Here is a 14,472-nt window from a genome sequence, read left to right as displayed (position 1 = left end):
ATATAAAATGGAACTATTAAAATGTGAGCAATATGAATATTCTTGACAGCTTACTAGTTTTAATCGGCATTAAAAAATGGATGCCCTACCATTTAGGTATGCATCCATTTTTTATGATGATTTACTTTATAAATTACGATTAAATTCGTCAGTATTATAATAGAAGAAACTCGGTACAAAATTATAAAGTCCGTTATTATAAGTTCAACTCAACCATCTTCTCTATATGTTTAATCGTACTATCTCTTTTATGACTTTGAAATTCAGCGAAATATGAAATCTTATAGTTTTTATCGCCTTTTGTTGCATAGCCAAATATTGATGCTAACTTACCATGCGAAAGAATATACGTCTGATCCATGGCGTCTTCTGTCATGTCTAAAATAACATAGCTAAGTAATGTTGCTTGCTTAGGTGCATTTGCACAATTTTGTGGTTGTATCACTTCCATTTTAAAGTATCTCCTTTAAAATATCATTATATTAAAAAAGCGTTCAATAAAGTTTCATTTTTTATTTTGTCTTCCACTTTTGAATTTGTATTTCCCTTTTCCATATCCAGATACCTTTTGAATAAGTTGATGTTGTAACATATCATTTAATAACGCTGATGCTCTCGAACTTTTCAATCCCGTCACACGCATCACATCCGAACGTCCGAAAATTCGTGTCGTTTCAAACATTTCAAGTAATTTTTTGATATGACTGGCTGTTTTAGTATGAAACGCCCTGGCAATGTCCGCTTTTATTATTCCAATGTCCACTTTTTTATATGCAATGTCCAGTTTTATATCATCAATGTCCGTTTCTCTCAGTGTTTCAAAATTACTTCTAATATGCAAGGAGCGGTTTCGCATTGGATGATGCGCTCCTAACAGCGCATTTCTCCCGTACCTATTTCATACCAAAGCGATATATTTTCACATTATCAACGATTTTTTTCTCAGCAAAATGATAACCTTCATAGGCTTTTTCTATAATATTTTTTGAATTCATATACTCAGCCTCACTTTTAAACGTTGTGCAATATTATACCATAGCCCTTAACTTTAGTCTTTTTCAAGTAAAAAAGACGGGACAGTCTGATATACTGTCTCGCCCTTTTTCAGTTGGCGTCCATTTGATTCAACGTTTTAAATCGTTTGTTGCCATTCCGCTATTTAGTTTTTAATGTAAGCACAAAGCTAACACACTGTAAATTTATGCACTAAGAAGGTACCACAAGTCATAAATAAGTATGAACGCTCTCCTATAAAAAGCTGTATTGCTTACTCAATCACTTGTGTCTCAGCTAATTTCTTATACCAATGAGCAGATTTTTTGGGATAGCGTTTCTGTGTATCAAAATCTACATAAAATAAGCCATATCGTTTTTCATAGCCATTGGACCAAGAAAATACGTCCATTAATGACCAAATAAAATAGCCTTTTACATTGGCACCATCTGTAATCGTATCTGATATTGCTTCTAGATGTTGTTTAACGTAATCAATACGTGCATCATCATAAACTGTATGATCTTCAAATATGTCTTTATAACCGAGCCCATTTTCAGTGATGTAGATTTTTTTATAATTTGGATATGCTTTTTTCACACGCATAATTTGGTCGTATAGTCCCTGTGGATAGATAATCCAATCCCAATCTGTCTTTGGAATATTTGTTGGTGCGACTCTACGTCCAACCCCTTTGATTTGATATTTAGAACTTCCTTTTTCCCCTTTGCCATTATGAATGATTTCAGTTTCACCGTCATACGCTTGCATCCAATCGCTCATATAATAGTTAATCCCTAGAAAATCATTTAAATCTTTGGCAGCTTCTAATATCTCAAAGTCTTCATCGCGTAAGTCCAATGAGCCACCATTTACTGCCAATATATGCTTAACACCTGCCATCGTTGTATCAGAATAGTGACCTAAATACGTGGCATCTAATATGAATCGGTTGTGAATAATATCTTCTAACTCGGCTGCACGTACGTCTTCTGGATTATCTGGATTGAATGGATATTTCGTCGGTAGGGCATGAACCACACCAATTTCACCAGGATAACCTTTGTCTTTGTATAATTTAACAGCTTTTGCATGTGCAATCATCATATTGTGATGCGATTGAAATACTTTTGAAAGATCGTATTGGATACCTGGTGGAAACTTCCCAACAAGATATTGCCCGTCTCCAATAGGTCCTATTTCATTAAAGGTCGTCCAATAATTGACTTCCGAAAACTCTTCAAAACAAAAGGCTGCATATGTTAAAAAGTGCTCAATATTTTCACGGTTTAGGAAATCGCCATTATCATGTAGTGCTTTCGGTGTATCAAAATGATGTAGTGTCACAAAAGGTTCTACATGATGTTGATGACAGGCTTTAAAAAGGTTGTGATAATATTCTACCCCTTTTTGATTAATTGTCCCTTCACCATTCGGAAAGATACGAGACCATGCGATTGAAATTCGAATACCATTGATGCCGTATGCTTCTGATAGCGATAAATCAACTGGATATTTATGATAGAAGTCACTTGCAGGTTCTGCGGTATACCAGTAATTCTCCTCTAAATACCGATCCCATGCGACCGGTCCTTTACCATCTGTTTTTGTCGCACCTTCTGCTTGATACGCTGCTGTTGCACCACCAAATATAAAGTCCTTTGGTAATTTTTTTATCATATCGACACCTCTTCTATTTATTGAGATATACTAAATTCTGTTCTAATTTTGCTTTCTATAATCAATTTAGTTATTTTCCATCTGTGCTTTTACAAATGCCAACGCACCTTGTCCATCACGTGTTAAACGAATGTATTGTGCGCCTTCTGTTTTTGCTAATTTGATACCCAGCTTATCTGTTTCAAGCTTCATATCGTCATAATTCGAAACGACCTGTGGCGCAAGAATCACTAATTGATATTGCGATAATATTTCACGGTGTGCACCATAACTACCTGCTGCCGCTTTTACTGGTGTTCCATATTCTTCAGCAGCTTTATTTAATGCATTCGCTAATAGACCGCTCGTACCACCGCCCGCACATAATACGAGTACATTTGTCTGTTCTGTGATTACCTGTGGTTCTATCGTGTCTGCTTTTGCCAGAATAGCGTCAGCTTTTTCTGTATTGAAGTTTTCGGCAACTTTTTCTTTTAATGCATTAGATGACTTGCCTGTACGTTCTTCTTCTAAGATTTGTTGGTCATATACTTTTAAGAATGGATAGTATATAAGTACATCCACTACGATTAATGTCACGGCTAGGATAATAGACCAAAAACCAAAACCTGTTCCCATAATAATGCCGATAGGACCTGGTGTTGTCCACGGTAGATTGACACTGAAGCTATTCATACCAAGAATATCTACAAATGCTTTGAATATCCATACATTGACAATAGGTGCAGATACAAATGGAATGAAAAAGACAGGATTTAATACGAGTGGTGCCCCAAATAATATCGGTTCATTCACTCCGAAAAATGTTGGTACGACTGATGCACGCCCAATGGCTTTATTACGTTTGGATTTCGTCAACCACATGAACATAAACGGGACGACGAGTGTCGCACCGGTCCCTCCCATCGTTACAATGAACATCTGTGTCCCAGAAGTAATAATTTTATCTGCATGCGCACCTGATTGTAGAAGTTGGAAGTTTGCTTCTACATTGGCGTATGTGATTGCGGCAATCGCTGGTTCAACAATGGATGGTCCGTGTATTCCGACAAACCAGAAAAAAGCAAATGCACCAAAGATGATTGTTATTCCAAGATAACCATCTGCTGCTGTAAATAAAGGCCCGAGTAACGTACCAATTGCTTCGGCGACACTTGTTCCTACAAAATGGCGCACGATGATATCTATGGCATATATCGTCAATAATGATAAAGTAAACGGTATTAAATCTTTAAACACTTGTGAAATATTAGGTGGGACTTCTTCAGGCATACGAATTGATACATTGTTTTTCACACATACATTGTATATATTCACAACGATAAACGCTGATACAAATGCTGCTAAAAGCCCTTTTGTTCCTAAAAAGCCACTTGCAAATCCATTTTCTATTGCATCCGACGCTAAAATTAAGAACCCTGTAATTGCCGCAAGCATCGTTGATAAATAGTTAATTTGATTGGTACTTTCTAAACGACGATTAAAAGAATCCGTGAGTGACTTAGCCGTTGTCCCTGCAACAAGCAAAGCGACGATGCCCATCGTATAGTTATACGGTTTCATCAAAGCATCGACTACATTTTGACTCCATTCAAAGCCAAAAATATTTGGAACAAAAGTAATCAATAAAAAGAGACTCGAAAATAAAATAACAGGCATACTTGCAATAAAACCATCGCGGATTGCACGTAAGTAAATATTACGTGATAACTTCTCAAAAAACGGTTTCCCTTTCTCAATTTGAGCAATTAAGCCATTCATTGTTTCACACCTCTTTTATAAAGCTCAACCATATGCTTCATTAAGTCTTTTAAAAGTAATGTCGTCATCAAATGATCCTGACCATGCATTAATGTCACACTATATGGTAAGTCTTCACCTGCTGCTTCTTGTTGCAGTAAACTTGTTTGTGCATTGTGCGCTTCAATGATGCTCGTATTCGCTGATTCAATAAGTGCTTCCGCTTCTTCAAATGCCCCACGCTCTGCTACTTTTAATGCCTCCAACAATTTCGAACGTGCTTCTCCTGCATAAGATACAATTTCAAACCCTAAAAGTGTAATTTCTTCTCTATTCATGTTGATTTCTCCTTTATTTTAAAATAATCGTTGTACATGTATTGCGATATAAAACTTCTCGCTTTCAGATATAGGTACATTGGTTTCTGATGCGATAATGTCATATATTTTCGTTCCAACTTCATACGCTTTCGGATAGGCAACTTGAATGTGCTTACCCATATCCATTAAAGTACTGTTGTCCTGTGAACTATGTGCTATATGATGCAGAAAATAAGTCAGATGAATCATAAATCGGTCGTAAAAGTTACTGTTTGACTCTGTGCGTCTAATGCCCAAACGTTCTAATTCATCTTTAACTTTTGGCAAAACGGCCCTTGTTATATCTGCACTCTGTTTTTTCTCAACTGGTGTCACCCCTCTGGCATTGATAAAATGTAATGCGATTCGCTCAATTTCATCATCGGGAAATGTATGCAGTAGCTTTTGTCGAAATATATTCAAAGCCTCTTTCGCCATCGCATATTCTATACTGTATTCTTGTGAAAAATTCGGTAACTTACTATATTGATAATTGTCTTCTAATACCGCTTTATATGAACAGTGAATATGGTCAGTTAACGTTACATACAAATATTCTTGAACTGGATATGCATACTTTTCAGTTAACATTTCAATCACATCATACGTAACAGTAATAAAATCAAGTGGTACATCTTTTAATAACGACATAAAGTTCTCCCTAGATGCAGCACTTTTGAGTGAAAAAACTTTTTCAACTTTGTCTTTGACGATTAAGTCACCTTTACGCTTTTGGAAGGTGATGCCGAGTCCCATCACGACAAATTGCTGATCATACGCATCTTTTACAAGGGCAACATTATTATTAAGTGCTTGTAAAATACGATACATGTAATCCCTCCTTATCCTGTCGAATTATGGGTAAAAAAAGAGACTACAAATAAACAAAGAGTTCTCACTCTTTCGTTCATCTGTAGTCTCGCCTATCCGAAATAGTCACAATCTACCCGTATTTGATTTATACTTTATTTATATCATGCAGTTATTCAAATGTAAACCCTTTCTGTTCGAAAAAGTTATTTTTTGTTCTAATTAGTTTGTTTTTTATTAATTATTTTTTATCATCGTCAAATATGCGTTTCACTCTTCGGTTTGTCACTGTTGAAAGATTTAGCGTCCTATACTTATCTTCTCTCCAACAATGCAACAGTCTCAACGTGTGTTGTATGTGGGAACATATCAACTGGCGTAATTTCTACGACGCGATATTGGTCTTCCAACAACTGAATATCTCGCAACTGTGTGCTTGGGTTACATGATACATACACAATGCGTTCAGGCGCTAATGCTTTCAACGTCTCGATAAATGTTGGGTCGCAACCTTTGCGTGGTGGGTCCACTGTCACAACATCTGGTTGTATGCCTGCACGTTGCCAATCTAAAATCACTTTTTCTGCAGGACCTGCGACAAATGTTGTGTTGTCGTAACCATTGTTTTCTGCATTACGTTTGGCATCTTCAATTGCTTCAGGTACAACTTCCACACCATAAACGTGTTTCGCTTTGTCAGTCATTGATAATGCAATGGTTCCAATGCCACAGTATGCATCTAACACGACTTCATTGCCTGTTAATTGCGCGTAATCCACCGCAATATTGTATAATTTCTGCGTTTGTGTCACATTAATTTGATAAAATGACAGATCGCTAATTTCAAAATGAATGTCATTCAATGTGTCTTCAATATAATCTTTGCCATAAAGTGTATGCGATGTTGTCCCCATAATAACGTTTGATTTTTCTCTATGGACATTCACTTTAATACTTTTAATCGCTGGGAAAGTTTGTGTTAGTGTCTCAACTATCGCATCGGCATGTGGTAACTTCTTACCATTGACGACAAAAATAACCATGACTTCGTTCGTAAAGTGACCAAGGCGAATAACTATGTGACGTAATAACCCTTGGTGGCGCTGTTCATTGTATGTTGAAATACCATATTGTTGCACCAATTGTTTAATCTCACGCATGATTTGGTTTTGAATATCATCTTGTATCAGACATTCATCCATATCTATAATGTCATGGCTGCGCTGACGATAGAAGCCCATTTGAACAGCCCCTTCTTTTGTTGCACCCACTGGAATTTGTGTTTTGTTACGGTAGTGCCAAGGCTCTGCCATTCCAACTGTTGGATGAATTGGGACGTCTGTCATTTTGCCTTTACGATGAAACAAGTTGACCACTTGTTCTCTTTTCATCTCAAGTTGTGCTTCATAAGACAAATGTTGTAACTGACAGCCCCCACATTTTTGATAATAATCGCATGGTGGCGTGACACGATTTTCACTTTCTTCTATTACATCAACCAGTTTTCCAAAGCCATATTTTTTATTCACTTTGATCACTTTGTAGCGGATTGTTTCGTCTGTTAATGCTTGTGGCACAAAGATTGGATAGCGATCTATTTTAACGACACCGTGACCTTCATGTGTTAAGTCAACGACACGTCCTATATATGTTTCATTCTTTTCAACGATTGGCACAGCCTACTCACTCTTTCTATTTCTTTTCAATTTGCTACGGATACATAGCATGACAAAAGAGAGACGCTGAAACCTGTTTACTTCTTTAGATTTCAAGTCTCTCTATTTTTATAAATCCGTTGTACTTGTCGGTTCATCAATTAATAATTCGTTATTTACATCTGCTGGTGAAAATACTTCAATATGACGTACTAAATTCAAGAAGTTTGCTGGCAATTGACCGCCATACTCCCCATCTACGTTCAGTGGCATTTCAGCAAGTGATGAGATATTCACTGATTGTGCCTTTATATAATGTACTTTTGGATGACCAATATGTTCACCACGTGATGCCAGCGTCATAATATGACCAAGTTCTGCTAAGTTAGCTTTTTCCACAATCAACAAAGTAAACATACCATCATCTAGTTTCGCGTCTGGAACTAGTTTTTCAAAACCTGCCATCGAATTGGTTAACCCAAGTAAAAATAAGGTAATCTCACCTTCAAATACGTTGCCGTCATATTCAATGCGCACATCAACTGGATGCATTTGTGGTAACATCTCAAAGCCTTTAATATAATATGCAAATGGTCCTACGATTGACTTCAACTTACTCGGTGCTTCATAAGACACTTCTGTAATTTTACCGCCACCTGCTAAGTTAATAAAGTAACGACTGTTCATCTTCCCAATATCTACTTGAACTGTCTTGCCATTCAATATGACATCCACCGCTTCAAAAATATCTGTTGGTAAATGTAACGCACGGCCAAAGTCATTCACTGTTCCCATCGGTATAAGTCCTAATTTCGGTCTGTTTGGCTTTTCAGCAATACCATTGATTGCTTCATTCAGTGTGCCGTCTCCCCCTGCAACTACGAGTAAATCATACTGTGCATCGATTGCACGTGCAGCTTCTTCCGTCGCATCGCCAATCCTCTGTGTTGCATACGCACTTGTCTCATAGCCAGCTTGTTCAAATTTTACCAAAACATCTGGCAAGGCTCGTTTGAATACTTCTTTACCTGATGTTGGATTGTAGATAATCCTTGCACGTTTTCTCATTCGTATCCCTCAATTATTTTGATATACTCATAATTTATATTATAGCAATCTTAAGCGTAATGAAAGCCATAAACATTAATTTATTGAAAGTTTCGCTCGCAGACAAACTTTTTATCCATATTAAAAATCGTCATGTTAATTTAATCAATCCATGTCTTGGCAAGCGAGCAATCAAGAAACGATGGTAATCAAAAAGCGCACAATCACAAAGGACTATACGCTAAATGAAGACAGCTATTTCAACTCATCTGGAATTACAATATAAATAAAACTAGGTACATATAATTATCTTTCCACCACAGAAGCTGAACACCCATATAAAAACACGAACAGCTATATATCATCATAACTGCTCGTGTCATTTCATCTATTATTGTTTGTCTAATTCTTGTTTCAATAATTTGTTTGCTAATTGTGGGTTGGCTTGACCTTTTGATAGCTTCATAATTTGACCAACTAAGAAGCCCATTGCTTTGCCTTTACCGTTTTTGTAGTCTTCAACAGATTGTGGGTTGTTCGCAATCGCATCTTGTACAAATTGTAAGACCGCACCTTCATCAGAAATTTGAACAAGGCCTTTGTCTTTCATAATTTGTTGTGCGTCGCCACCGTTTTCCGCAAGTTCTGGGAAGACTTTTTTCGCGATTTTACTGCTCATTGTACCGTCTTCAATCAACTTAATCATACCTGCTAAGTTTTGTGGTGTTAAACCAGTATCTTGAAGTTCAATTTGGTTTTTGTTCAAGTATTCGTTAACGCCACCCATTAACCAGTTAGATGTCAATTTAACATCGGCACCTTCTGCAACAGCTTCTTCAAAGAAATCGGACATTTCTTTTGTCAATGTTAACACATGTGCATCATATGCTGGCAAACCAAATTGCTCAACGTATTTCGCTTTACGCGCGTCTGGTAATTCTGGAATAGACGCTTTAACACGTGCTTTCCACTCTTCGTCAATGTATAAAGGTACGATGTCTGGCTCTGGGAAGTAACGGTAATCATCAGATGCTTCTTTAACACGCATTAAGATAGTTTTACCCGTTGATTCGTCAAAACGACGTGTTTCTTGAAGAATTTCGCCGCCATTTAACAGCTCTTCTTCTTGGCGTTTTACTTCATATTCAAGTCCTTTACGTACGTTGTTGAATGAGTTTAAGTTTTTCAACTCAGCTTTTGTACCGAATTCTTTTTGACCGACTGGACGAATTGATACGTTAGCGTCACAACGTAATGAACCTTCTTCCATTTTACAGTCAGATACGCCTGTATATTGGATGATTGATTTTAATTTTTCTAAGTACGCATATGCTTCTTCAGGTGAACGAATGTCAGGTTCTGATACAATCTCAACAAGTGGTGTCCCTTGACGGTTTAAGTCGACAAGTGAGTAACCATTTTTATGTGTTGATTTACCCGCATCTTCCTCCATATGAAGACGTGTAATACCGATACGTTTTGTTTCGCCGTTCACTTCGATGTCGATGTAACCATGTTCACCGATTGGTTGGTCTAATTGTGAGATTTGGTATGCTTTCGGATTATCTGGATAGAAATAGTTTTTACGGTCAAACTTCGACTCCGTAGCAATCTCCATGTTTAACGCCATCGCTGCACGCATTGACCAATCTACTGCACGCTTATTCACTGTTGGTAAGACACCTGGATATGCAAGGTCGATAACGCTTGTGTTTGTATTTGGCTCTGCACCGTATGCTACTGGCGCATTCGAAAACATTTTTGAGTCTGTTTTCAATTCAACGTGGACTTCGAGCCCGATTACTGTTTCAAAATGCATTTGCTTGCCACTCCTTATAAGTTTTGATATTGGTCGTGTAGATTGAATTGCGTTTCATACTGATGCGCAACACGATACAATGTTTTTTCGTCAAATGGTTTACCGATTAATTGTAAGCCGATTGGACGTCCATTTTCTGCTAAACCGCATGGTACTGAAATACCTGGAAGACCTGCTAAGTTTACAGGTGTTGTTAATAAGTCATTGGCATACATCGTTAACGGATCGTTGATTTCTGCGCCAAGATCAAATGCAACTGTAGGCGTTGTAGGTCCTAAAATAACATCATAGTCTTTGAAGACATTTTCAAAGTCATTTTTAATTAATGTACGTACTTTTTGTGCTTTTTTGTAATACGCATCGTAGTAACCTGAGCTTAATACATACGTACCAAGGAAGATACGGCGTTTAACTTCTTCACCGAAACCTTCACTACGAGACATTTTGTAAAGTTCTTCTAAAGTGTTCGCTTCTTTTGAATGATAACCGTAACGGATACCGTCGAAACGTGCTAAGTTAGAAGACGCTTCTGCTGATGCAATAACATAGTATGAAGGGATACCTGAAGATGTACGTGGTAAGCTTACTTCTTCAACAGTTGCACCTAATGATTTAAATGTTTCTGCTGCTTTTAATACCGCTTCTTTCACTTCACTATCGATACCTTCACCAATGTATTCTTTTGGCAATGCAATTTTCATACCTTTAATGTCTTTACCGATGTCTGCTGTAAAGTCTTGCGCAACATCTGGTGCACTTGTAGAATCCATCGCGTCTTCACCAGCGATTGCTTCTAATACAAGCGCGTTATCTTTAACATTACGTGTGATTGGTCCGATTTGGTCTAATGATGATGCGAATGCAACAAGACCATAACGTGATACGCGACCGTAAGTTGGTTTAAGTCCAACAACACCACAGTACGCTGCTGGTTGACGGATAGAACCACCTGTGTCCGTACCTAATGTGAATGGTACTAGACCGGCTGCTACTGCTGCTGCTGAACCACCTGAAGAACCACCTGGTACCGCTGCATGGTCAAATGGGTTGACCGTCTTTTTGTAATAAGACGTTTCAGTAGAACCACCCATGGCAAATTCATCCAAGTTAACTTTACCGATTAACACACCATTTTCGCTATGTAACTTTTTCATAACAGTAGCGTCATAGATTGGTACGAAGCCTTCTAACATCTTACTTGCACAAGTTGTTTCTAGCCCTTCAGTAATGATATTGTCTTTGATACCCATTGGAATACCGAATAACTTGCCGTCCATTTCGTCTTTCGCTTGAAGTTCATCAAGTTCGGCAGCTTTTTTCATGGCATTTTCTTTATCCAATGCTAAAAATGATTTGATTGTTGGATCAGTTTCTTCGATTGCTGCGTAGATGTCACGCACAATCTCTGAAGGCTTAATCTTTTTATCCTTAATCATTTGTTGTAAGTTTTCAATTGATTCATAACGGATGCTCATCTTTATGCGTCCTCCTCATTCATAACAGCAGGCACTTTGAATTGACCTGCCTCGACTTCTTTCGCATTCACTAATGCTTTATCTTGCGGCAATCCTTGTACTGCAACATCTTCACGCAATACATTTTGTAAATCTAAAACGTGGTTTGTTGGATTGACGTCTTCTGTGTTTACTGAATCAATTTGATGGCAAAAATCTAAAATACCAGCTAATGTTTCTTGCATTGCAGTTGACTCTTCTTCAGTCACATTCAAACGCGCAAGATTAGCGATATGTTCGACTTGTTCATGTGTAATTTCAGCCATTTAAATATAGCCTCCTTAAAATACTCTTTTATCTTCAAATTGTATCAGACTTTGCGCTAAAAATCTAAAAAATTTGTAGAAGTAGCTAGGAAAGTCGTAAGTCGAATCGATTGTGAACGAAATTAACACGAAAATCATACCGCTTCATCACCAAAATTCCCCGTCAAAATGGGTATTAGACATATTTTTGACGATTTCATACGCTTTCAATGATTTCATATTTAAAGAAGAACTTTCCTTATCCCTTGATTACTGTATAATAATCTTATGCCACTAAAAAACTAAAGGGGGACTTTCTATGTTTTTATTAGGCGCAACATTGTCCAGTCAGGTTAACCCAAACTGGCAAACTTACATTATGATTGCCGTCTACTTTATCATTTTGTTAGTGATTGGTTTCTACGGCTATAAACAAGCAACAAGTAATTTAAGTGAGTATATGCTTGGTGGTCGTAATATCGGTCCATGGGTTACTGCACTTTCAGCAGGGGCTTCAGATATGAGTGGATGGATGATCATGGGACTACCTGGTGAAGTCTATTCTACTGGGCTATCTGCATTATGGATTACGATTGGTCTTACATTAGGAGCGTATATTAACTACCTGGTTGTCGCACCTCGATTACGTGTACATACTGAACTTGCAGGCGATGCGATTACATTGCCAGATTTTTTTAACAATCGATTAAATGACAAATCAAACCTAATCAAGATTATTTCCGGTGGGATTATTGTTGTCTTTTTCACACTGTACACTCACACTGGTTTTGTATCAGGTGGTAAACTATTCAACAGTGCTTTTGGATTAGATTACCACGTTGGTCTTGTATTAGTTGCTGCTATCGTTATTATTTATACATTCTTTGGTGGTTACTTAGCAGTATCGATTACAGACTTTTTCCAAGGTGTGATTATGTTAATTGCCATGATCATGGTACCGATTGTCGTACTATTGAAATTAAATGGCCTTGACACATTCGATACAATCGTTGAATTAAAACCAACGAACTTGGATTTATTCCGTGGGACAACAGTCATCGGTATTATTTCATTTTTCGCATGGGGGCTTGGCTACTTTGGTCAACCACATATTCTTGTTCGTTTCATGAGTATCCGATCAGTCAGCCTTTTCAAATTAACGCGACGTATAGGGATTTCATGGATGGCCGTTGGATTATTCGGCGCTGTAATGGTAGGCCTATTAGGTATCGCATTTGTTCCGGCACAAGGTGTTGAACTTCAAGACCCTGAAACATTATTCATTCTAATGGGACAAATCCTATTCCATCCATTAATTGGTGGTTTCTTACTTGCAGCTATCTTAGCCGCGATTATGAGCACGATTTCATCACAATTACTTGTGACATCAAGCTCGTTGACAGAAGACTTCTACAAACTCATCCGAGGCGAAAAAGCCAATGCAAAAGCGCATGAAAAAGAATTTGTATTAGTTGGACGCCTCTCTGTTATTGTAGTAGCAATTGTTGCTATTGCCATTGCATGGTCACCTAACGATACGATCTTAAACTTAGTTGGTAATGCATGGGCTGGTTTTGGTGCATCATTTGGACCACTGATCATCCTATCACTTTATTGGAAAGGTTTATCAAGAAACGGTGCAATTGCAGGTATGCTTGCAGGGGCATTAACAGTTATCTTATGGATTGTCTTTGTACGCCCACTTGGCGAAACAATTGAATTCTTCACACTTTATGAAATTGTACCAGGCTTTTTAGCAAGTTTAATTGTAACAATTGTTGTATCAAAAATAACGAAAAAACCTGGAGACTTTGTAGAACGTGATCTTAACGAAGTCAAACGCCAACTACGTGAAGCAAAAAACTAAAATGGCATGATAATTTAATAACATGAAGGGGTATCGGACGTCGCGTTGAACAGCGTGAACGTCCGATTTGTTGTTTTGGGAGTTGGATAAGGGAGTGGGACAGGAATCTCATTTTTTCTAAAAAGATTCCGTTGTCCCACCCCGGCAAGGCTGACTAGGCATGAAAAAAGCTTGAAAAGCGCATTTTCATATCAGTCAGCTACTGCCATATACATAAAATTTCAGGCTTAATTTGAATGTTTGTATTAATGTCCCAGGCCCCGTTGTCCTAACCTCGACTGCCATTAACATAAATACTCAAACTCAAACTGAACATTACTATTAATGCCTATCTCCTTTTTACATTCAGAAATATATTTAGTAAAAAAACCAACTTATTTATTGACAATAGTCACTTCAATGCGTATCATTATAAATAAGAATAGCAATGAGTATCCTACTCTTTGAGCGGACTCATCTGCGCAAAATGTCCCTTGTTTACAATCATTTGTAAATAAGGGGCATTTTTGTATAGATTTATGGGAGGAAATTAAATGAAACCATTCAAAACAATAGATGAACAAATAAATATACTTGAAACAAGAGGATTAATTTTTAATGATGTAGAAATGGCTAAAATTTACTTATTAAGAAACAATTATTATAATGTCGTAAATATGTATAGTAAATTTTTTCAATCGGAAGAAAATAAATATATAGAAGGGACATATTTTGAAAACATAAAAACTTTACATATTTATGA

Annotated in this window: 12 protein-coding genes and 1 pseudogene; 2 read left to right on the top strand and 11 right to left on the bottom strand. The window is 37.3% G+C overall.

All coding sequences use genetic code 11. The features are described from left to right. Window positions 1-196 precede the first annotated feature (196 nt). From CD122_RS10755 to gatC, 11 genes are all read right to left on the bottom strand, one after another. Window positions 197-451, bottom strand: coding sequence for a hypothetical protein (locus CD122_RS10755; protein WP_103358956.1), 255 nt, complete (start codon window positions 449-451; stop codon window positions 197-199). A gap of 54 nt (window positions 452-505) precedes the next feature. After that, on the bottom strand, window positions 506-856 hold the full coding sequence (locus tag CD122_RS10750) for a hypothetical protein (RefSeq protein WP_103358955.1): 351 nt from the start codon (window positions 854-856) through the stop codon (window positions 506-508). A 411-nt stretch (window positions 857-1,267) separates the two neighbouring features. Continuing rightward, entirely contained in the window at window positions 1,268-2,674 is a 1,407-nt protein-coding gene (gene lacG, locus CD122_RS10740; protein WP_103358954.1) for a 6-phospho-beta-galactosidase, read from the bottom strand. A gap of 66 nt (window positions 2,675-2,740) precedes the next feature. Then, on the bottom strand, window positions 2,741-4,435 hold the full coding sequence (locus CD122_RS10735) for a lactose-specific PTS transporter subunit EIIC (protein WP_103358953.1): 1,695 nt from the start codon (window positions 4,433-4,435) through the stop codon (window positions 2,741-2,743). After that, window positions 4,432-4,752 carry a PTS lactose/cellobiose transporter subunit IIA gene (locus CD122_RS10730; RefSeq protein ID WP_103358952.1) on the bottom strand — a complete coding sequence of 107 codons (321 nt, stop codon included), beginning with the start codon at window positions 4,750-4,752 and terminating at the stop codon, window positions 4,432-4,434. Before CD122_RS10730 ends, CD122_RS10735 begins: the two co-directional genes overlap by 4 nt. Before the next feature lie 18 nt (window positions 4,753-4,770). Beyond that, window positions 4,771-5,604 (bottom strand): PRD domain-containing protein, encoded by an 834-nt coding sequence (locus CD122_RS10725; protein WP_103358951.1) that lies wholly within the window; start codon window positions 5,602-5,604, stop codon window positions 4,771-4,773. 293 nt (window positions 5,605-5,897) lie between these two features. Beyond that, a complete protein-coding gene (rlmD, locus tag CD122_RS10720) occupies window positions 5,898-7,259 on the bottom strand; it encodes a 23S rRNA (uracil(1939)-C(5))-methyltransferase RlmD (protein WP_103358950.1) in 1,362 nt (453 codons plus the stop codon). Window positions 7,260-7,367: 108 nt separating this feature from the next. Beyond that, window positions 7,368-8,306: a diacylglycerol kinase gene (locus CD122_RS10715; RefSeq protein WP_103358949.1), complete on the bottom strand. Its 939-nt coding sequence runs from the start codon at window positions 8,304-8,306 to the stop codon at window positions 7,368-7,370. A 370-nt stretch (window positions 8,307-8,676) separates the two neighbouring features. Further along, on the bottom strand, window positions 8,677-10,104 hold the full coding sequence (gene gatB / locus CD122_RS10710) for an Asp-tRNA(Asn)/Glu-tRNA(Gln) amidotransferase subunit GatB (protein ID WP_103358948.1): 1,428 nt from the start codon (window positions 10,102-10,104) through the stop codon (window positions 8,677-8,679). A gap of 14 nt (window positions 10,105-10,118) precedes the next feature. Then, window positions 10,119-11,579, bottom strand: coding sequence for an Asp-tRNA(Asn)/Glu-tRNA(Gln) amidotransferase subunit GatA (gatA, locus tag CD122_RS10705; RefSeq protein WP_103358947.1), 1,461 nt, complete (start codon window positions 11,577-11,579; stop codon window positions 10,119-10,121). Between the two features lie 2 nt (window positions 11,580-11,581). Beyond that, a complete protein-coding gene (gene gatC, locus CD122_RS10700) occupies window positions 11,582-11,884 on the bottom strand; it encodes an Asp-tRNA(Asn)/Glu-tRNA(Gln) amidotransferase subunit GatC (RefSeq protein WP_103358946.1) in 303 nt (100 codons plus the stop codon). A gap of 298 nt (window positions 11,885-12,182) precedes the next feature. Between gatC and putP the strand changes: the two genes are divergently transcribed. Both putP and CD122_RS10690 read left to right on the top strand, forming a co-directional pair. Next, window positions 12,183-13,730 (top strand): sodium/proline symporter PutP, encoded by a 1,548-nt coding sequence (putP, locus tag CD122_RS10695; protein WP_103358945.1) that lies wholly within the window; start codon window positions 12,183-12,185, stop codon window positions 13,728-13,730. A 533-nt stretch (window positions 13,731-14,263) separates the two neighbouring features. Beyond that, window positions 14,264-14,472 (top strand): annotated as a pseudogene (locus tag CD122_RS10690) (hypothetical protein); the annotation flags it as partial.

Source organism: Staphylococcus rostri, from assembly GCF_002902145.1.
In the GTDB taxonomy this organism is placed as follows: domain Bacteria; phylum Bacillota; class Bacilli; order Staphylococcales; family Staphylococcaceae; genus Staphylococcus; species Staphylococcus rostri.
Note: the sequence above shows the minus strand (reverse complement) of the source record. Positions and strands in the feature narration are given on the sequence as shown.

Coding starts and splice junctions, on each gene's coding strand:
- gatA (WP_103358947.1), bottom strand. CDS start 11,579: ATGAGCATCCGTTATGAATCAATTGAAAACTTACAACAAATGATTAAG.
- lacG (WP_103358954.1), bottom strand. CDS start 2,674: ATGATAAAAAAATTACCAAAGGACTTTATATTTGGTGGTGCAACAGCA.
- CD122_RS10715 (WP_103358949.1), bottom strand. CDS start 8,306: ATGAGAAAACGTGCAAGGATTATCTACAATCCAACATCAGGTAAAGAA.
- putP (WP_103358945.1), top strand. CDS start 12,183: ATGTTTTTATTAGGCGCAACATTGTCCAGTCAGGTTAACCCAAACTGG.
- CD122_RS10735 (WP_103358953.1), bottom strand. CDS start 4,435: ATGAATGGCTTAATTGCTCAAATTGAGAAAGGGAAACCGTTTTTTGAG.
- gatB (WP_103358948.1), bottom strand. CDS start 10,104: ATGCATTTTGAAACAGTAATCGGGCTCGAAGTCCACGTTGAATTGAAA.
- CD122_RS10755 (WP_103358956.1), bottom strand. CDS start 451: ATGGAAGTGATACAACCACAAAATTGTGCAAATGCACCTAAGCAAGCA.
- CD122_RS10725 (WP_103358951.1), bottom strand. CDS start 5,604: ATGTATCGTATTTTACAAGCACTTAATAATAATGTTGCCCTTGTAAAA.
- gatC (WP_103358946.1), bottom strand. CDS start 11,884: ATGGCTGAAATTACACATGAACAAGTCGAACATATCGCTAATCTTGCG.
- CD122_RS10730 (WP_103358952.1), bottom strand. CDS start 4,752: ATGAATAGAGAAGAAATTACACTTTTAGGGTTTGAAATTGTATCTTAT.
- CD122_RS10750 (WP_103358955.1), bottom strand. CDS start 856: ATGCGAAACCGCTCCTTGCATATTAGAAGTAATTTTGAAACACTGAGA.